Annotated in this window: 18 protein-coding genes; 7 read left to right on the top strand and 11 right to left on the bottom strand. The window is 35.0% G+C overall.

What is annotated here, in order from left to right; translation table 11 throughout:
- Nucleotides 1–204: 204 nt before the first annotated feature.
- Together pstS and ppk2 are read right to left on the bottom strand one after the other, a co-directional pair.
- The gene (gene pstS, locus A2530_RS06620) at nt 205–1,209 is read right to left on the bottom strand and encodes a phosphate ABC transporter substrate-binding protein PstS (protein ID WP_294884942.1); all 1,005 of its coding nucleotides are present in this window, start codon (nt 1,207–1,209) and stop codon (nt 205–207) included.
- Between the two features lie 71 nt (nt 1,210–1,280).
- Complete coding sequence (gene ppk2, locus A2530_RS06615; protein ID WP_294884944.1) at nt 1,281–2,150, bottom strand: polyphosphate kinase 2; 870 nt, start codon at nt 2,148–2,150, stop codon at nt 1,281–1,283.
- Nucleotides 2,151–2,285: 135 nt separating this feature from the next.
- Between ppk2 and pstC the strand changes: the two genes are divergently transcribed.
- From pstC to leuA, 6 genes are all read left to right on the top strand, one after another.
- Complete coding sequence (gene pstC, locus A2530_RS06610) at nt 2,286–3,143, top strand: phosphate ABC transporter permease subunit PstC (protein ID WP_294884946.1); 858 nt, start codon at nt 2,286–2,288, stop codon at nt 3,141–3,143.
- A complete protein-coding gene (pstA, locus tag A2530_RS06605; RefSeq protein ID WP_294884947.1) occupies nt 3,143–3,985 on the top strand; it encodes a phosphate ABC transporter permease PstA in 843 nt (280 codons plus the stop codon). Before pstC ends, pstA begins: the two co-directional genes overlap by 1 nt.
- A complete protein-coding gene (gene pstB / locus A2530_RS06600) occupies nt 3,985–4,770 on the top strand; it encodes a phosphate ABC transporter ATP-binding protein PstB (protein ID WP_294884948.1) in 786 nt (261 codons plus the stop codon). Before pstA ends, pstB begins: the two co-directional genes overlap by 1 nt.
- Nucleotides 4,771–4,785: 15 nt before the next feature.
- The gene (locus A2530_RS06595; RefSeq protein WP_294884950.1) at nt 4,786–5,457 is read left to right on the top strand and encodes a phosphate uptake regulator PhoU; all 672 of its coding nucleotides are present in this window, start codon (nt 4,786–4,788) and stop codon (nt 5,455–5,457) included.
- Between the two features lie 125 nt (nt 5,458–5,582).
- Nucleotides 5,583–7,013, top strand: a complete 1,431-nt coding sequence (gene glnA, locus A2530_RS06590; protein WP_294884951.1) for a type I glutamate--ammonia ligase — start codon at nt 5,583–5,585, stop codon at nt 7,011–7,013.
- Nucleotides 7,014–7,146: 133 nt separating this feature from the next.
- Nucleotides 7,147–8,805, top strand: a complete 1,659-nt coding sequence (gene leuA / locus A2530_RS06585; RefSeq protein ID WP_294884953.1) for a 2-isopropylmalate synthase — start codon at nt 7,147–7,149, stop codon at nt 8,803–8,805.
- Between the two features lie 42 nt (nt 8,806–8,847).
- Here leuA and A2530_RS06580 read toward each other — a convergent pair whose 3' ends face one another.
- From A2530_RS06580 to A2530_RS06560, 5 genes are read right to left on the bottom strand one after another with little or no spacing between them, the layout of a single operon-like run.
- Nucleotides 8,848–9,975: a hypothetical protein gene (locus tag A2530_RS06580; RefSeq protein ID WP_294884955.1), complete on the bottom strand. Its 1,128-nt coding sequence runs from the start codon at nt 9,973–9,975 to the stop codon at nt 8,848–8,850.
- Entirely contained in the window at nt 9,968–10,639 is a 672-nt protein-coding gene (locus A2530_RS06575) for an ABC transporter ATP-binding protein (protein ID WP_294884957.1), read from the bottom strand. Before A2530_RS06575 ends, A2530_RS06580 begins: the two co-directional genes overlap by 8 nt.
- Nucleotides 10,636–11,847, bottom strand: a complete 1,212-nt coding sequence (locus tag A2530_RS06570; RefSeq protein WP_294884958.1) for an FtsX-like permease family protein — start codon at nt 11,845–11,847, stop codon at nt 10,636–10,638. Before A2530_RS06570 ends, A2530_RS06575 begins: the two co-directional genes overlap by 4 nt.
- Entirely contained in the window at nt 11,840–13,060 is a 1,221-nt protein-coding gene (locus A2530_RS06565; protein WP_294884959.1) for an ABC transporter permease, read from the bottom strand. Before A2530_RS06565 ends, A2530_RS06570 begins: the two co-directional genes overlap by 8 nt.
- A gap of 6 nt (nt 13,061–13,066) precedes the next feature.
- Nucleotides 13,067–13,795, bottom strand: a complete 729-nt coding sequence (locus A2530_RS06560; RefSeq protein WP_294884960.1) for an outer membrane lipoprotein-sorting protein — start codon at nt 13,793–13,795, stop codon at nt 13,067–13,069.
- A 135-nt stretch (nt 13,796–13,930) separates the two neighbouring features.
- Between A2530_RS06560 and A2530_RS06555 the strand changes: the two genes are divergently transcribed.
- On the top strand, nt 13,931–14,353 hold the full coding sequence (locus tag A2530_RS06555) for a hypothetical protein (protein WP_294884961.1): 423 nt from the start codon (nt 13,931–13,933) through the stop codon (nt 14,351–14,353).
- Between the two features lie 3 nt (nt 14,354–14,356).
- Here the strand turns inward: A2530_RS06555 and A2530_RS06550 are convergent, their stop codons facing one another.
- From A2530_RS06550 to A2530_RS06535, 4 genes are read right to left on the bottom strand one after another with little or no spacing between them, the layout of a single operon-like run.
- A complete protein-coding gene (locus A2530_RS06550) occupies nt 14,357–16,306 on the bottom strand; it encodes a penicillin-binding protein 1A (protein WP_294884962.1) in 1,950 nt (649 codons plus the stop codon).
- The gene (locus A2530_RS06545; RefSeq protein WP_294884963.1) at nt 16,303–16,992 is read right to left on the bottom strand and encodes an ATP-binding cassette domain-containing protein; all 690 of its coding nucleotides are present in this window, start codon (nt 16,990–16,992) and stop codon (nt 16,303–16,305) included. Before A2530_RS06545 ends, A2530_RS06550 begins: the two co-directional genes overlap by 4 nt.
- On the bottom strand, nt 16,989–18,083 hold the full coding sequence (locus A2530_RS06540) for a pyridoxal phosphate-dependent aminotransferase family protein (RefSeq protein WP_294884964.1): 1,095 nt from the start codon (nt 18,081–18,083) through the stop codon (nt 16,989–16,991). Before A2530_RS06540 ends, A2530_RS06545 begins: the two co-directional genes overlap by 4 nt.
- Nucleotides 18,083–19,684 (bottom strand): GGDEF domain-containing protein, encoded by a 1,602-nt coding sequence (locus A2530_RS06535; RefSeq protein ID WP_294884965.1) that lies wholly within the window; start codon nt 19,682–19,684, stop codon nt 18,083–18,085. Before A2530_RS06535 ends, A2530_RS06540 begins: the two co-directional genes overlap by 1 nt.
- Nucleotides 19,685–19,744 lie beyond the last annotated feature (60 nt).

Raw genomic sequence — 19,744 nt, 5'->3', positions numbered from 1 at the left:
AAAATGCTTAGGTTACATAAAGATTACAAAGTTATCCATTCATTTACTTTTTAAAATGCTTTTTTTTTTATTTTTAATCTCTACATGTAAGATATAAAGTTTGCTTGTAATGAATCTGTTTTCTATGAATATTTTTTAATAGGAGAGGCTCTTGCAATAGTAGTAACAAGAGCCTTTAGGAGATAAATAAATGAGATGCAGTGACTATTTAATATTAGTTGCCCAATATTCTCTAATCATGTTTTTAGTCTCTTCGGGAAGAGGAATATAGCCTAACTTTTTAGCAGACTCATCACCGTTTTTAAACGCATAATCAAAAAAATCTATTACTTTTTTGTTCATTTCGCCGCCTTCTCTAGGAAGAAGAATGAATGTAGCAGCTACTATAGGATAAGATGTATCACCCTCTTGAAGTGCCAAAACAGAGTGGAAATGTTTATCTTTTGTCCATGTAGCGTATTTTGCAGCAGCTTTAAAATTCTCTTCTATTGCTTTTACCCATTTTCCGTTTGCAGTAGTTAAAACAGCCGCACTTAGGTTGTTTTTCTCTTTATATGCGTTTTCGATATAACCTATTGAGAAAGGGGTCTGCTTAATCATACTTGTCACACCTTCATTACCTTTTCCGCCGATACCTACAGCCCAGTCAACCGCCTTGCCCGTTCCAAAATTCTCTTTCCAGTTTTTAGAAACATGCGCTAGGTAGTATGTAAAGTTAAACGTTGTTCCGCTTCCGTCTGAACGGTGAACTACAGTGATTTTTTGGTTTGGAAGTTTAAGACCTTGGTTGTCTGCAACGATAGCAGGGTCATTCCACATTGTAATTTTTCCTGCAAATATATCCGCAACTACTTCATTTTTAAGTTTTAGCGTCTCATCAGCTATGCCCTCTACGTTAAATGCAACCACGATAGAACCGATTACAGCAGGGAATTGATATAGATTATCTTTAGCAAGATTTTTTGTATCAAGAGCTTCATCAGATGCACCGAAATCCACGGTTCTTTTAGCAATTTGCTTGATTCCACCGCCTGAGCCGATTGACTGATAGTTCACAAGATTTTTTGTATCTTTTTTGTAGCTAAAAGCCCAATCATAATATAACGGGGCAGGGAAAGTTGCACCCGCACCGTTTATTTTGTCAGATGCAAATGACGTACTTATTGAAGCTGCCGTAACAAGTGCAGCTAAAGCTAATTTTTTTAACATTTTCGTACCTTTTTGTGTTTGAGATACGAAAGTATAAAACTGTAATGTTACGCTGCGATTACAAAAAGATTTTACTTTATGGAAAATTTAAATTGTTTTTCCATCGCTATTGCTTCATCTCTTCCATATACGATAATATTTTTATCGACGATTATCTCGCTGTCTTTGATTTTATCCGGATAATCCACAAAATTTAAAATATGTTTTATTGCATTTAATCTAGCTTTTTTCTTGTCATCACTTTTGACAATCGTCCATGGTGCCACCTCTGCATGTGTAGCACTAAGCATCATAAACTTGGCCAATGTATATTCATCCCATAGTCTCTGCGACTCTTTATCTACGGGAGATAGCTTATACTGTTTTAGAGGGTCATTTTCTCTCTCTTGAAATCTTTTTGCCTGCTCTTTTTTAGATACGGAAAAATAAAATTTAAAAATCTTTATATCTTCTTCTGCTATCATTTTTTCAAAAGCTGGAGCATCTTTTAAAAACTTATGGTGCTGTCTCTGTGTGCAAAATCCCATGACCGGCTCAACCATTGCTCTGTTATACCAGCTTCTGTCAAAAAGCACTATCTCCCCTGCTGCTGGAAGATGCTGTACATATCTTTGAAAATACCATTGCGTTAACTCTTGATTACTAGGCTTTGCAAGCGCAACAATCCTTGCCCCCCTTGGATTTAGATGTTCGGTTATTCTCTTAATGGTTCCACCTTTACCGGCGGCATCACGTCCTTCAAAGATTATCAAAACTTTAAGACCTGCCTCTTTAACGTGATTTTGAAACTTTAAAAGCTCAACTTGCAATTTTTTAAGCTCCTCTTCATAAGCAATAGTTTCCTCTTTTATCCAAACTCTTACCTTCCCCTCTTTATCCTTCTTTCTTCTGTCCTTGTCCTCTTTTCTTCTATCTTCTTTTTCTCTTCTTTTTTCTTCCATAATACCACTCCAAATAAGCTAAGTATATAAGTATATATGTATATTTCTTCATAAAATCTTCAATACAGAATATCTGTAACCATCATGTAACCAAAAGAATATAAAATTCCCAACTTTCTAAAAAGGTATATTAAGTTGAACAATTTTATTGATAAAGTTTTTGCCCACTCAACAAAAATTATTGCCCTTGTGGTGCTTTTGCTTGTCGCTTGGATATTTGTTGTACTTTTTGAGCACTCGCTTGAATCAATAAAAGCATTCGGCTTTAGTTTTATAGTAGATACAAAATGGGCACCGAATTTAGAGAAATTCGGTGCATTTCCGGCTATATACGGTTCAGTCATTTCAACTTTCCTAGCTATGATTATGGCTGTTCCCGTCTCCATAGGTATTGCTATTTTTTTAAGTGAAATAGCACATGTAAAACTAAAAACACCCGCAGGCATATCAATAGAACTTTTGGCTGCTATTCCTTCTGTTATTTACGGTATGTGGGGACTTTTTTACTTTGTTCCTATTATCCGCGATATATTCGGCGGCATCGGTATCAGTATGCTTACGGCGGGAATCGTTCTATCAATCATGATACTTCCTTTTATGGCGGCAGTTACCCGTGATGCTATGAACACGACGCCTGACATCTTAAAAGAGTCAGCTTATGCCCTTGGTGGAACTAAATGGGATGTCGTTAAAGATATTATTATCCCTTACGCAAAAGCCGGAATCATCGGCTCATTCATTTTAGCACTAGGTCGCGCTATCGGCGAGACAATGGCGGTCACTTTTGTAATGGGTAATGTGCATAAAATTTCAGCAGATTTAACACAGCCCGCAACTTCTATTCCCGTAACTCTTGCAAATGAGTTTGCAGAAGCCGATAGCACGCTTTACTATTCATCTTTGTTTGAACTATCTCTTTTACTGCTTGTTATTAGCTTTTCTATTATCTCTATCGCAAAATTCTACTTCCTTAGAAGAAAAAGGATTGCATAATGACTCACACTCAAAAAAGAATTTTAATTAATAATATTGTTATGGTCTTATCTACTCTATCAGCAATAATAGGGATATGTTTTCTGCTGTGGATACTTAGCGTTTTAGTGGCAAATGGGCTTGATGCCATTAGTGCAACGATATTTATGCAAGAGGGTGCTCCTCCCGGCAATATTAACGGTGGTTTAAAACATGCTCTTATAGGTCAGCTGATAATTGTCTCTTATGCAACACTCTTTGGTGTTCCATTTGGTATTTTAGCAGGTACTTATCTTAGCGAATATGGACAAAAATCTAAACTTGCGGAAATAATTCGAGATATATCAGACATAATGATGAGTGCCCCTAGTATAGTTATAGGGGCATTTGTCTATGCGATTGTTGTTGCACCTATGGGTCATTTTAGCGGCTGGGCAGGTTCAATTGCTCTTACTATTATTATGATTCCTATAATTTTAAGGACGACTGATGATATGTTACAGCTTGTACCTTCAACTCTGCGTGAAGCAGCGTTTGCACTTGGCGCTCCAAAATATAAAGTTATTATACAAGTCGTTTACAGAGGTGCAAAAGCGGGAATATTAACAGGTATTTTACTAGGCGTAGCACGTGTTGCAGGAGAGACCGCACCGCTTCTTTTTACGTCTTTTAATAATAACTTTTTAAATACTAATATGAGTGAACCCATGGCTTCACTCACTGTTACAATTTACAATTATGCAACTAGCCCTTATGAAGATTGGCAAAAACTCGGATGGGCTGCAGCGTTTATACTTAGTATGTTTATTTTAACTCTAAACATATTAGGACGACTATTTTTATTAAAGAAAAAAGGCAAATAATGGCAACTATTGTTGAAATAAATGAGCAAAAAGCACTTGAAGTTAAAAATTTTGAATTTACATATGCAGGTGCAGATGCACCTAGCATAAAAAAACTGACAATGCCTATAGCAAGGCATAATATTACCGCTTTAATTGGACCATCAGGGTGCGGCAAAACAACACTTTTAAGAAGTTTTAACCGTATGCACGACTTATATCCCGGTAATAAATACAACGGAGAGATTCTCTTTAAAGATAGAAATATTTTAATCCCTAAAGAGGATTTAATAAAACTAAGAATCCAAATAGGAATGATTTTTCAAAAACCTACGGCTTTCCCTATGAGTATTTTTGACAATGTTGCTTACGGTATGAGACTTCAGGGGATAAAAAACAAAACAGAACTTAGTGGCAGAGTAGAAAAAGCACTTAAAGATGCTGCAATATGGAATGAGGTTAAAGATAGACTAAAACATGATGCAAGCGGACTCTCCGGCGGTCAACAGCAGAGATTATGTATTGCAAGAGCAGTAGCAGTTGAGCCTGAAGTTCTGCTTTTTGATGAGCCTACTTCCGCGCTTGACCCGATTTCTACGGCAGGGATTGAAGAGTTAATTGTGGAGCTTAGAGAGAGAGTTTCTATTATTATAGTTACGCACAATATGCAACAAGCGGCGCGTGTTAGCGATTATACGGGGTTTATGTATCTAGGAGAGCTCGTAGAGCTAGGTCGAACCGAAGAGTTATTTGTAACACCAAAAGAGAGACTAACCGAAGAGTACATTACCGGAAAATTCGGTTGATAACAAAGGATTAAAATGCTAACAAAATATGATATAAAAATCGATAATATCAAAGAGAAAATATCTACTCTTTTAGAAAATATTACAGCTGCAAATGAGTTGTGCTTAGAAGCGTACCAAAGTGCGGATTTAGCTAAATTCAAAGAGGTTGGAACTATTCTTGAGCATATCGGCATGAAGGGCGATGATATTGACAATGAAATAATCAAAACTTTTGCTCTTTATGGACCCGAAGCTAAGGAGCTTCGTTTTTTAGTTGCATATCTGAAAATGACTAATGAGCTTATACGCATTGGAGAGGGTGTCAAAAAATATGCTCGCAGTATGCGTGAACATGTTACTAGCGATTGTGATCTTAACGCTTTAAAACCGAGCATTGTTCTTTTGCATAAAAGTAGTATCAATGCTCTAAAATATATTTTAGAGTGCTTTAAACAAAGTGATGATTGCAATTATGAGGATAATTATAGAAAAGTGCTTGTCGAAGAGAGTATGAATGACGATTTATTTTCTATCCTTGAAAAAGAGATATTAAACAAAATAATAGACGAAAAAGAGCTGTCAATAGAATATGTGCGGGTGTTGGCAAGTTTAAGAAAACTTGAGAGATCGTGTGATAGAAGCGTAAATATTGCGAACCTTATGATGTATGCTAGACAAGGCGGAGAGATTAGGCTTTTTAATTAATATTTTTATTAAAAAACTTTTTTTTACACAAATATTAAAACTGATTAAAATTTAATCACTTAAGATTTTTGTTTCATAAATTAATAAGGTATACTACGTATTAATAAAATACAGGAGATATGATTATGGGAAAATTTGTAAACAACATAGAAGAATATTTTGCTTTTTGCGAAGAGAACGATGTTCAGTTTGTTGATTTAAGATTTACTGATTTAAAAGGTACATGGCACCACGTTACATATAGAGCAAGTGCTGTAAATGAAGGAAATTTAACAAACGGTTTCCCGTTTGACGGTTCATCTATTGAGAAATGGCAGCCAATTAACAAGTCTGATATGCTTTTAAAAGCAGACATTCCTACAGCGTTTTTAGATCCATTTACTGCAGACCCTACTATAATTATTTTTTGTGATGTATATGATATTTATAAAGGTCAAATGTACGAAAAATGTCCTCGTTCTATTGCCAAAGCAACACTTAAACATGCAGAATCTGTAGGTATAGCAGACGCAGCATACTTTGGACCTGAAAATGAATTTTTTATTTTTGACGACGTAAGAATCATCGATAATATGAATGAAGCAGGTTATAGAATCGATACTGAAGAGGGTGAGTGGAACTCAAATACTCACTATGCAGACGGTTATAATACAGGTCACCGCGGTGGTGTTAAAGGTGGTTATTTCCCAGTATCGCCGATTGATACGCAAGTTGATTTAAGAGCTGAAATGATGCAAGTTTTAGAGCAAGTCGGCTTAGAAGTAGTTCTTGGTCACCATGAAGTTGCTCAAGGTCAAGGTGAAATCGGTATAGTTTTCTCTGATATCGTAGGTGCAGCAGACAATGTTCAAAAACTAAAATATGTAATCAAAATGGTTGCTCACTTAAACGGTAAAACTGCAACATTTATGCCAAAACCTCTTTTTGGAGATAACGGAAACGGTATGCACGTTCACCAATCACTATGGAAAAACGGTAAAAACCTTTTCTATGAAGAGGGAAATTATGCTAATCTTTCTGAAATGGCTCTTCACTATGCCGGCGGTATATTTAAACATGCTAAAGCGGTTGCGGCACTTACTAATCCTTCGACTAACTCATACAAAAGACTTATTCCTGGATTTGAAGCTCCAAGTATATTAACTTATTCTATGCAAAATCGTTCAGCATCTTGTCGTATCCCATACGGTGCAGGCGAAAAAGCTACTCGTATCGAGATGAGATTCCCGGATTCAACTTCTTGCCCATACTTAGCATTTTCAGCAATGATGATGGCTGGGCTTGACGGTATTAAAAATAAAACTGTTCCTGTTGGACCTATGGATGAAGATTTATTTGAATTAAGCCTTGATGAGATTCGTGAAAAAGGCATTCCTCAAATGCCTCATACTTTACGTGAAGCAACTGAAGCTCTTATAGCTAATCACTCATTTTTAAGCCCGGTATTTACAAAAACATTTATTGATGATTACCAACATTATATGTTTGAGAGACAAATCTGGCCGGATGAGAGTCGTCCGACTGCTTACGAGTTTAAAACAACTTACTCTTGCTAAAAAATTAAATCCCGCTTTTTTGCGGGATTATCCAACTTTTCAAACAATCAACTAATCACAAATTTGCTATAATTTCAAAATAATAACCGTATATAAGAGTGCGTTATTAAAATTCAAGTTAAAAGGTATTTTGATGAACAAAATCCAAGAGGGCAAATATCGCCCATATCCGCAAATAGATTTGCCAAATAGAAAATGGCCTGCTAAAACTATTACATCGTCTCCTGCGTGGTGCAGTGTTGATTTACGTGACGGTAATCAAGCACTTATAAACCCGATGGATATGAATAAAAAACTTGAACTTTTTGCACTCTTATTAAAACTCGGATTTAAAGAAATAGAGGTTGGTTTCCCTTCCGCATCAAAAGTAGAATTTGATTTTTTACGCCGTTTGGTTAACGATAAACTTATTCCAGATGATGTAACTATACAAGTGTTAGTTCAAGCAAGGGAGCACTTAATTGCTAAAACTTTTGAAGCATTACAAGGCGTAAAAAAAGCAACCGTACATCTTTACAATTCTACTTCCGTTGCACAACGTAAAATTGTTTTTGGCAAAACTCAAGAAGAGATTATACAACTTGCCGAAGAAGGTATTGACTTAGTCAAAAAATATGAAAAAGATTTTGATGGTAAAATTTTCTTAGAGTACTCTCCTGAGAGTTTTACAGGAACAGAGTTAGAGTTTGCGGCTCGTATATGTAACGCCGTAACTGCTCGATGGGGAATAAGCAGTGATAGAAAAGTTATCATTAACTTGCCTGCGACGGTAGAAGTAGCTACTCCTAACGTATATGCAGACCAGATTGAGTGGATGAGCGAACATTTGCATAACAGAGAAAACGTAATAATATCTACGCATACTCATAACGATAGAGGAACAAGCGTAGCTGCAACTGAGTTGGCGCTTTTAGCAGGTGCTGATAGAGTTGAAGGAACACTTTTGTGTAACGGTGAGAGAACAGGAAATGTTGACATTATAACTCTTGCTCTTAATATGACGACTCAGGGGATTGATTCTAAACTTGATTTTAGCAATGTGAATGAAGTTTTGGATATTGTAGAAAAATGTACCGAAATAGAGACACATGTAAGACACCCTTACGTAGGAGAATTGGTTTATACGGCATTTTCAGGTTCTCATCAAGACGCTATAAACAAAGGTCTTGCTTATAGAAAATCAAGCGGGGATACATTTTGGGAAGTTCCGTACTTGCCGATAGACCCAGAGGATGTCGGCAGAAGTTATGAGAGTATCATACGTATAAATTCACAATCAGGCAAAGGCGGAGTTGCTTATATATTGGAGAAAAATTTCGGTTATCAGCTTCCAAAAGCAATGCATCCTGAAGTCGGAAAACTTGTTCAGGAAGTAAGCGATAAAAAAGGCGAAGAGCTAAGTGCAAATGAAATACTAGAAATTTTTAAAGATAATTATCTTGATATAAAGGAGCATATATCTTTAAGCGACTTTACCGTAACTTCCGTAAAAGGCATATCAAAATGTACTTTGACATACAACTGTAACGGCAAAAATGTTATTGCAGAAGGAGAAGGTAATGGTCCTGTTGATGCATGTAAAAATGCTTTAATGAAAGATTATAAAAATGATTTTACAATCAACTCATACTATGAACACTCTTGCGGTCATCAAAGTTCTGCAAAAGCTATAGCTTATATTGAAATTCAGACCAAAGAGACACTCTCTTGCTTTGGAGTAGGTGCAGATAACGACATAGCAACCGCCTCGGTTAAAGCGCTTTTTTGCGCATTAAACAGAGCATTTCATTAATTTATCCGCCAAAGGAAGTAAATACCCTTTGGCTCTATAAAATCAAAACGACAAACTCCACTTTACGTAGTATCTATCTCCACTCATTCCAAACTCGTTCTCATTATCTTTGCTTTGTATCTGTGCACCAAGTATAAAAGAGTTATAATCATTTAACGTATATGTAATTGCAGGTGCTATAAAGCGTGAATCTTTTCCATTGAAGCTCTCTACATACAAGAGCGAAGCGTCTAAAAAAATATTAAAACTGTAACTTAGCATAGTTCCTAAATATTTGTTAGAATAGGTCATACTTGATAAGATGTCTCTTTTAAAATTTAACAGTATATCTTTATATAGAAATTTCTCAGAACTGTAAAGAGCTTCTATCGTTATATTTAAACCGTTTTCAAAACCGTACTCTCCTCCGAAAATTGCCTGAAAATACTCTATATCATCAGTGCCGAGTTGAGTTTTAATGCTATTTTTTATATAGGCAATCTCACTTCTAAGTACGACTCCGGTATCTGCCAAATTTGACTCCATCTCATACCCTAACATGTTAATATTATCCGAGGCAATAACATCTAAGGCAATATCTCCAAATCTTGTAAGGAGTTTATATCTTGCACCGCACTTTATAGTCTCATCTTCTTTTTGTGCAGCTACAACCGTTATGCTTGAAGTTGCATCCAGATATCTGGTATATGAGAGAGCCGCAACGCCAAAAACCTCATCACTCTCTAGTGCAAAACTATTTTTAGGGTTAAAAAGATTCACAGGCGACCATATATGTCCTACTCCCATATTTATATTTTGCAGACCGATTATGACTCTATTTTTAGCATCCCCATAACCTCCGTAAAGTCTATATATCTTTGCATTTATAGAGCCGTTTGCATAGTTTTCAAAACTGCTTTGTGTTTTAAATGCAGTATCTGAGTGTATCAATTTTAAAGAGTTAAATTCATCTGAGCCTATATAATTATCTCCAAAATAGTTAATACCGTCTGCTATTATAGTACCGAAGTAACCGCCCTCGTTATAATTACCATAGAGTCTTAATCTGTTATAGTTATACATGTATGATTCTTGTGCAACAGTTATATTCGTATTATTAACTTTATACTCAAAATCAGCATAAACTACATGTAAGAACAGAAATAAAAATAGTAGTAGCTTTTTAATCATCTACTATCACTCCGTCGTTTAGTTTTACAACACGCCTTACACTGTTTAAAATCAGTTCATCATGTGAAGCAAATAGTATGCTTACACCCTCTTTTTCGTTAAGCTCTCTCATCATATTCATGAGTTTTTGCGAGTTTTTAGAGTCAAGATTTGCGGTAGGCTCATCCGCTAAAATGATTTTCGGCTTTGCGGCAACTGCACGTGCGACTGCAACTCTTTGCTGTTGTCCTCCGCTTAGTGCGTTTGGAAGAGATTTTAGTTTATCATCTATCTCAAGCATAGCGGAGATTTCTAAAACTCTTTTTTTTATCTCTTTATCGCTAAATCCGCGAAGCTTCATGACAAAACCGATATTCTCTTCAACACTAAGAACTGGAATCAAGTTATATGCTTGGAATACAAAACCAATCTCATTAAGCCTTAAAGTTGTTCGTGCATCTTCACTGAGTAAACTTATCTCCTTTTCATCAAAAAATATTTTACCGCTATCTATGGTGTCAAGTGCACCTATAACATTTAAAAGCGTTGTTTTGCCACACCCTGAAGCTCCGCTAAATAGCGTAAATTCGCCATCTTCTATAGTTAGATTAATATCGCAAAGCGCATGAATCTCTCTTGCTTCATTTTTATAAAAATATTTATTTACATGTTGGAGTTTTATCATACATCAGCCTTTATAACATCTATTGGATGGAGTTTTTTTATCTTTTTTAGAGGAATTAATACGCTTAAAAGCGATGCAGTTATTATTGCGATAAAAGTAGCAGTAAAATATGAAACTTTTATAGTTGCATATATTATTGCCTCATACCCCCACATCTCAAGCGCATCTGAAAAAGAGCTAAAATCAACTCCGTAATCTCTTAGGTAAATCAATATTACCGCCCCAAAAACGGCACCTAAAAGATAGCCTAAAAAACCGACTACAAGAGACTCTAAAATTATCTGCGCTCTTATATATTTATAGTTCATACCCAACGCTAACACTATCCCGAACTCGCGAATCCTATCAAGAATAGACACATACATGACACCGAATATTCCGACAAAAACAACCCCCATTACTATAAAAAAAGTTATAGAGTTGAAAATAAGCGTCATGTCCTGCATCTGTTTTATCATAGGATTTAGCTCTAAAAAACTTTTTACATCAAGGTAGGGATATCTGTTTTTTATCTTCTCAAAAACTGCATTATCCTCTGTCATAACTGCGATTTGCATAGCTTCTCCTTCAAAAAGAGATAAAAATTTAGAAGCATCTTGAATATTAACAAAAATTGCACCTTTATCAAGATTTATATTTGTTGTTTGAATTATACCTCTTATGCGAAGAGCAATAGAATTTATCTCCTTGTTAACATCTTGGGTTGAAAATACTACTTTTGAGCCTATGCGTACTTTTAACTTTTTTGCACTCTCTATGCCTATAAGCGCACCTCTGTTTTTAAAATCAATCTCTCCGTCTTTTAAAAATTCGCTAAATTTTCCAAATATCTGCTCATCTTTTAAATCTATGCCGATTATCGAAGCAAAAGATGATTTCTCAGCGGTTGAGAGCAGACCCTCAGCTTTTACTCTTAATACCGTCGATTCGACACCGTCTATATTTTTTATCTCTTCTCTTATCTCTTTGGCTCTATTTATTCTATATTTTATATCTTTTTGGCTTCTGTACTCTTTTGCATAGATGCTTATGTCTCCGCTATCACTTCTTTGATTTTTATCCGCCATATTCTCTATCATTCCATCATATATACCGCTTATGCCAAGCATCATACTCATACTAACGGCTATCATAACTATGACAAGAAGTGTGCGAGAAGCCCTTAAAAAAGAGTTTTTCCATGCAAGTTTAAAGATAACGCTAAACATGCTTTGATGCCTCTATCGGTTTAAACGAGTTGATATACATGTAGGGATAAAAAATACTTAAAAAATTAAGTAGATATATTACTGCTAGATTTCTAAGTATTGTAAACATGTTAAAATCAAAAGGTATCTCATCTGAGACGATTCCATAATCTTTATACATGTCGGCAATTCCATCTATTATAATCGGGTTTATAGAGTAATGGTAGCAAATATAACTAGCAATTGGAGCAACTATTATAATTGCTAGTGTCGATAACATAGATATTTCATAAAAAAGAAGCAAAAATATCTTTGATTTTGACAAGCCGATACACCTTAAAATACCAAACTCTTTTATTCGTGAACTTACATTGACAAATCCGTAAATCATTACGACAAAAAATATTACTACCAAAAACAGAGATAAAGAGATATATCCAAAGATGCTATCTACTTCCATAGCTTCAACCATAGTATCCATAAGAGTTTTCCATGTAAGAGACTCCAAGTCATCTCTATTTAAAACCTTAATTATTTCACTATTTACCTTTTGTACATCATCTAAATTTTTTACCTTTATAGTTATATAAGAGGCTCTGTTTTTAGAGTTCATAAGCTTATCAAAATAGTTTTTTGAGACAAAAGAAGCAGTAGAGTCAAACTCAAATAAACCTGTTTTAAATATTCCGCAAACCTTAAAAATATCTGCCGCAAACGAGTTGTCACTTGCACTGCCTATAAACGCAACCTCATCGCCTACATGTAGTTTTAATTTCTTTGCAAGTTCTACACCCATATAGATACTGTTTTTTGAATTTTCTTTTAAAAATTCTCCCTCTATTAGAGCCAAACTAAGAGAACTTAAAACTCTCTCCTTATCAGGTTCAACTCCTCCAACCATAGAAGCCGCAGACTGCTCCTTGTTTGAAAGCAGTCCGTAAGTCTCATATCTTGCGCTAAAAATCTCTATGCCATCTATTTTTAAAAGTTTTTTTGAAATTTCTTCTACATCGTCTATAAGATACTCATTACCGCCTATGTCTCGGTACCCTTTTTTATATATTTCAATAGCACCCGTATAGATTTTGAGTGAATTTTCAAGCATTGATTTATGAGAACCGTCCATCAAAGAGACATAAGCTACAAATAACATAGCGGATATGAAAGTAAGTACGATTGTCGCTATAGAGCGGTTTTTATAAAAGAGGATATTTTTAAGAGCAAGAGAAAACATTTTTCGCTATCTTGAAAATCTTGTTAATGCACTTTTACTAAAATACTCATCAGAAATTTTCGTATCGTACTTAACCTCTTGCAAAACAATCTCGCTAAACTCATCTTTTTTATTTGACGATTGAACCCTCCAGTATGTAGGTATATAATAATCGCCGATTTTCATCACTTTATCGTATATAAAAAACCTAATCTCCTTTCCTTCTTCATCATAAAAAACGTCCTTGTTTGAAGTATAAGTATCAGTATCTATATTTGTGACGATTTTCCCCCACACTACCGGAGCGTTCTCTTTTGGCGTTAGTTCAATAGTAACTATACTACCGTCTCTATTTAGTATTTTTGGAGTATAGTCTTCCACAATCGAACTTTGCTTGACCATGTCATCATTGGTTATATCGCTTCCCATCCATTTTTGAAGCATCATAGAGGGCGGTATTTTAATGATTCTCTCAATTTTAGGAACATACTGCCACATCTCCCTATCAAGACTCAAAAAAGTTATCCCCTCATCTTTTGGAGGGTAAGTTATTTTTACGAAACTTTTATTGCTCCCTTTGGAATAACTCTGCATCTTCATAACTCTTTCATGACCCATAGAGACTATCTTCATGTTTATTAACATGTAGATATCTTTACCTCTAAAATTTTCATCAAGCCTTTTTATAATGTCATATGCTTCATCAGCAATTAAACATGTAGCAAATATAAATGCCGTTAAAACCATCTGTCTCATAAATAATCTCCCTAGAATACAATCTATTCTACTATCTATTTTCTTTGGTATAAATAAACCGATAATTGAGCAATATCTAATAAAATCAAAAAACATTATGCTACAATAAATCATAATAAAATTAAGGATTTGATTATGTCAAGAAAAATTATAGCAACTGGTTTAGTAACGCTACTGTTTACGTCTCTAAATGCATACGACTTAAAGTCTAATATGCTTCTTCTTAATGCAGAACTTAGCGAAGTTCAAAGAGCATTTATAGCTAGTGACCAAGAGGGTGTGAGAACGTCTATAAAACGTTTTGCAGAACATGCACAAGATTTGCTAGGCACAAAAGAGAAGTTCTCGGCAATGCTGCCAAAAGATAAACAGCATAAAGCAAATGAGGCTGTTATGAGTGCACAGATTATAAGCTACAACGTAGGTATTATTTTAGACGCTATTGAAAACAAGCATAACCAATCTGGTATTGTTCGTAGAGAAGAGTCTCAAAGAGCCTATACATACATAGAACATGCATGTTTTCGTTGCCATAATATCGTGCGTGACAAATATTAAGAGCTAGAAGAGAAGCTTCTCCTGAGCGTTAATTTCCGTCTCCGCGCGAGGCGGTTTTGAAATATCGCTAAAATACTCTTTTTTACCGTTTATAACAACCTCCATAATGCCTGCAGGAGCTTCAAATGTTCTTTGAATCTGTGGATAAAGTCTTAATACATTCTCATAATACATTGAAAAAGCAGGTGCCGCGACTCTTCCGCCTGTCTCTAATTTATGCATCGGGGAGTTATCATCGTTTCCAAACCATACAACAGTCTCTATAGTAGGTGAATATCCTGCAAACCAGCCGTCGATATTATTATTTGTCGTTCCGGTTTTTCCGGCTAATTCTATCCCTTTTACTTTTGCTTGTTTTCCTGTTCCTCTCTCTACTACGTCTTTGAGTATAGCTGTCATAATATAGGCTTGCGTATCTTTTGTAATATAGCGCGTCTGCTCTTTTTTCTCATAAACCGTAGTCGCTTTTTTATCTATATACCTTATAAGATTAGGCTCGACTTGAACTCCGGAGTTTGCAAAAGAGGTATAGTATTTTGCTAACTGAAGCGGTGAGAGAGAGATTGTCCCAAGTGCAAGAGAGAGATTGGGCGGCAAATTCTCTATACCGAATTTTTTAAACTCTTTTAAAATCTGTGTTAGTCCGATATCACTGACTAGATTTATAGTAGCTAAATTTCTAGAGTGAACAAGCGCCTCTCTAAGAGTCATTAATCCCTCATAATCCTCTTCATAGTTTTTTGGTTGCCACTTTTGCTCTTCACCGTCTTTTTCGTATGTATATGTTCTAGCCATATCTACTAGTTCGGTTGCTCCGGAATAGCCTAAATCTATTGCAACTTGATATATAAAAGGCTTAAACGCAGAACCCGGCTGACGGCGACCTTGAGTAGCTCTGTTGTATGAACTCTTTTTATAGTCAACACTGCCGACAAGTGCTAAAATATCTCCTGTTTTTGAATCCAAAGATACAAGAGCCCCGTTTAAAAGAGTCGTATTAGCATCTCTATAATTGGCAGCTCTCTCAACCGACATGTCATAAGCTTTTTTAAGCGAATCTTTTGCCGCTTCTTGCAGTCTCATATCTATAGTAGTATATATCTCATATCCGCCGCTCTTCATATCGCTTATACCCAAATCGGCGACTCTTCTTGCAACTTCATCTACTATAAAAGGGGCGTTGTTTTGTGTTAGAGTATCATCAAAGACTTTTGGTTTTTCTAGCAAAGAGCTGTTGTGAGTCTGCTCGTCAATCCAGCCAAGAGCATACATTCTTGAGATTACACGGTTTGCTCTGCCCATTGATATCTCATAGTTTTTTGTCGGAGCGTAAGTACTAGGAGCCTTTGGCAAACCTACGAGTATAGCAATCTCTTTTAGAGTTAGCTCTGATAGTTGTTTATGAAAATATCCATCAGCCGCCGTTTTAATTCCATAATATCCATGCCCTAGATAAATCTCGTTTAAGTAGCGCTCAAGTATCTGCTCTTTTGTTAAATACCTCTCGACTTTAAGCGAATATATAAGCTCTTTAACTTTTCTTGATAGCTTTTTTTCTCTGCTTAAGAGTCTGTTTTTTACAAGTTGCTGAGTGATGGTACTAGCCCCCTCAACCAACTTTCCTGCTTGAATATCTTTTACTATCGCTCTAAAAATAGCATCCATATTTATTCCAGGGTGCTCAAAAAATGTAGTATCCTCTATCGCTAAAAGTGCTTCAATGGCTCTAGGTGGAATTTCATTAAACGTGGCATAGTATCTATGCTCTTCTTCAAAAATATTTGCAATTTTTTCACCGTTTTTATCATAAATTCTTGTTGTAACTTGAGGGTTATACTCAATTAATTCCTCAATATCATAACTTTGTCCGAGTAAAAAGTAGCCCAATATTAAAAACGGGGTTAAAAAACCAAACAAAACAAGAGTAAAAAAAATATTTTTTACTATTTTCATATTCTAAATTTCCTATTTGCAAAATTTGCATCAATTAATATTTTCGTATATTGAGCTGATGGTTTTTTCAGTATATCTTCCATTTTTCCGCTCTCTACAACTCTACCATCTTTTATAACACATATATCTTCGCATAAAATTTTAGCAGAATTCATATCATGTGTCACGAATAACATTTTAAAACCAAACTCATCTTGAAGAGATTTTAAAAGATTTAAAATCATAACCCTAGTTTCTGGGTCAAGCGCGGTTGTCGGTTCATCAAGCAAAATAAGCTTAGGCTCATTACTTAGTGCCATTGCAATTACTACTCTTTGAAGTTGTCCGCCGGAGAGTTCAGGAGGAAACCTCTCCATCAGCCCATCATCAAGCCCTACTTGAGCAAAAAGTTTTTGTACCTTTGACTGCGAAATAAAAAACTGCTTCTTTATCTTTGTTAGCGGTGAGAGAGCAGTAAAAGGGTTTTGAGGAACAAAAGCGAGACTCTCTCCCGCTATAAGCCTAAAACTGCTATCATGCTCTAGCTCCAATTCCATCTCATCAGGCAACATTCCAAGCAAAGCTTTTATAGTTAAACTCTTTCCGCTTCCGCTTTGCCCTACAAGTGCCAAAGAAGATGAGATAGCAAATGCAATATCAACCAAACTTCTATTACCGATTGTTATATGCAGTTTTGATACATTCATTTTTTTATTCTAGCTAAATTTATGCACAACTCTCTTAACTTATCGCAACTCTGAGCAAGTCTAGCTATCAAACGTATAATCGCTTTATCGACAGTAGGCTCTCTTATTCCGCCTACTGCATACCCGAGATTTTTCAGCTCATCGCGAATCTCTATAACTTTTACGTTATCGCCAATTACAATAGGCGCTATTAAACCCTCAATCTTAATGCCTAGCTCTTCATAAACTATCTGCTGTCTTAACTCTATCTCTCTTTTTAAAACTTCCCTGTTTTTAAGTATGTATTTTAGCGAATTGTGTGCCAAAAGAGTATCGTAAAGAGAGAGTGAGGTTGCATAAATAATAGGCTTAGCACGATTAATCAAATACTCTGCAATATGTGAAGATGAGAGTATAAATGCTCCAAAACTACCATAAGCCTTCCCAAGAGTTCCCATTTTAATGTAGTTTGGTTTTATATCAATGTTGTAATAATCAAATACACCCATCAGCTTATTGCCGATGACTCCGCTGCTGTGCGCCTCATCAACTATTAAAATAGCATCATATCTATCGCAGATTTCAAAAACGGCACCATCTACCAAATCACCGTCCATTGAGTAGATACCTTCAACTGCAACAATTTTACGTTTTGCATCTGAAGATTTTAACAAATCTTCCAACTCAGCCATATTGTTGTGAGAAAAAAACTCAACCTTCATATTATTTAATCTTGCTGCCAAAACACCTGATGCATGATATTTTTCATCCATAAAAAGCTCATCGCCTCTTCTAACAAGTGATTCTATCAAAGCGATATTTGCATTAAATCCGCTTCCTAAAATAATTCCCTCTTCAAAGCCGTTTGCTTCACATAAAGCCTCTTCAAAATCTTTATGAATCTGATGATATCCGTTTACTAAAAGAGAGGCTTTTGAACTGTGAAGCGGCATGGCGGAAAGAGTTTTACATGTAGCCTCATGTAGCTCTTTATTGTGAGCAAGTCCAAGATAATCGTTTGAGGCAAAATCTAAGATATTATCTTTATAGACCTCTCTGCTTCTATATCTTTTAGATTTTTTCAGCGCCGCTAATTCATTTTCATAATACATTATCTTGCAATTACCATATTACGACCGCTATTTTTAGCTTCATACAGTGCTTCATCCGCTCTTTTAAAAGTAACTTCAAAATTATCCTCTTTATCATACTCGACAACACCGAAGCTCATTGTTATAGGAAGTATCTCTTTATGTTCTTCTATCACTACCCTTAGCTTTTCTGCCATTTGATATGCATGCAATTTATCCGTGTGAGGAAGTATAAGAGCAAACTCCTCTCCCCCGATTCTACAAAAAATATCACCTTTTCTAAGAGACGAATTTATCAATTTTGTATATTCTATTAGAACTTTGTCTCCGACATCATGTCCATATCCGTCATTAATTTTCTTAAAATAGTCCACATCAAAAATTACTAAAGACAACGCATAATCATAGCGATTTGCATTAGAGACCTCTTTTTTTATCTGTTCGTTATAGTAGTATCTATTTCTTATCTTTGTTAACGGATCGGTTATATTTGTGTATTCCAACTCTTTTTGATAGACTTTTTCTTTTGTTATGTCTGAAAAAATAGCGCTGTAGTGACCGTCTTGCTCAGATATTAAAGAGACTCCTACCGTAAAATAGTACTCTTTTTGATTGCATCTTATTTTTATTTGGTTGTCGTTTGGGTTTTTTATTAAATAGTCTAGCCAATTAAGTCCATCGTTGTCTTTAAAAAAACACCCTTCTTCATAAACAAAAAAATCTGATATAGAGTTATTCTCTTTTTTAAACTCATCAAGAGTAGTGTATTTGTCAAAATATTTAAAAAACTTTTTATTTACGTCAATTATGCTCTTTTTATCCACCACCATTACGATATTTGATGATGAATCTATAATATTTTTATAATATCTTTTTTGTTTCTTATTTCTAAAATAGATTATATTTCCTACAATCGCCGCAAAAATAAGAATACCAAGAACAGAAAAAGTAATCCACTTAAACATAAAAAAATCTAGATTTTTGTTAGCTATCTTATCTATTTTTTTTGACATGACATAGTAAGCTATTAGGGTGCCGTTTATATCTTTTATCTCATATGATGTAACTATGCTGCCTTTGTTTATTTTATATGGCATCTCAAAATAGTTATCAATTCCTTCTTTTATAAGCATAGAGTCTATATCAAAAACTTTCATCTCTTTTGCTATTTGATTAAAATCGGAAACCACTTCTAATACCCCGACTATTTTTTCATCTTTAAAGAGTGGAACAATAGCCTTTATAAATATATTATTTGCTTTTTTCTCCATAGAAATTTGTGCTTTTTTTATCCCGTAAATAGAAGTTAAATTTTCATCTAATATTTCTATTTGGATATCTTTTTCTATAGCGTTTTCATTGAATTTTGAAATCAAATCTTGATAATAATCTTTGTCTATACTTTTATGTAAAATATCATCGAGCAAATTTTTATCGTTTGCAATACTTAGTGCAACACTAAGAGTAGATTTTTGCTTCGCTGCAATCAAAGCATCCGCCTTTTTTTGCATAAACACGGCTTCTGCCCTATATCCGTCATTTTTTAGTTTTTTTCTCTCATTAATTGAAAATCCAACATAAAACCATGTAGTAAGCAGTAAAACTATAACAGCAACAATCAAATATATTTTATTAGTTTTTAAAATGTGAAGTCCTATACTTTTTTTTGATTTTATTACAGC

It is taken from the genome of Sulfurimonas sp. RIFOXYD2_FULL_34_21, assembly GCF_001830805.1.
In the GTDB taxonomy this organism is placed as follows: domain Bacteria; phylum Campylobacterota; class Campylobacteria; order Campylobacterales; family Sulfurimonadaceae; genus Sulfurimonas.
Note: the sequence above shows the minus strand (reverse complement) of the source record. Positions and strands in the feature narration are given on the sequence as shown.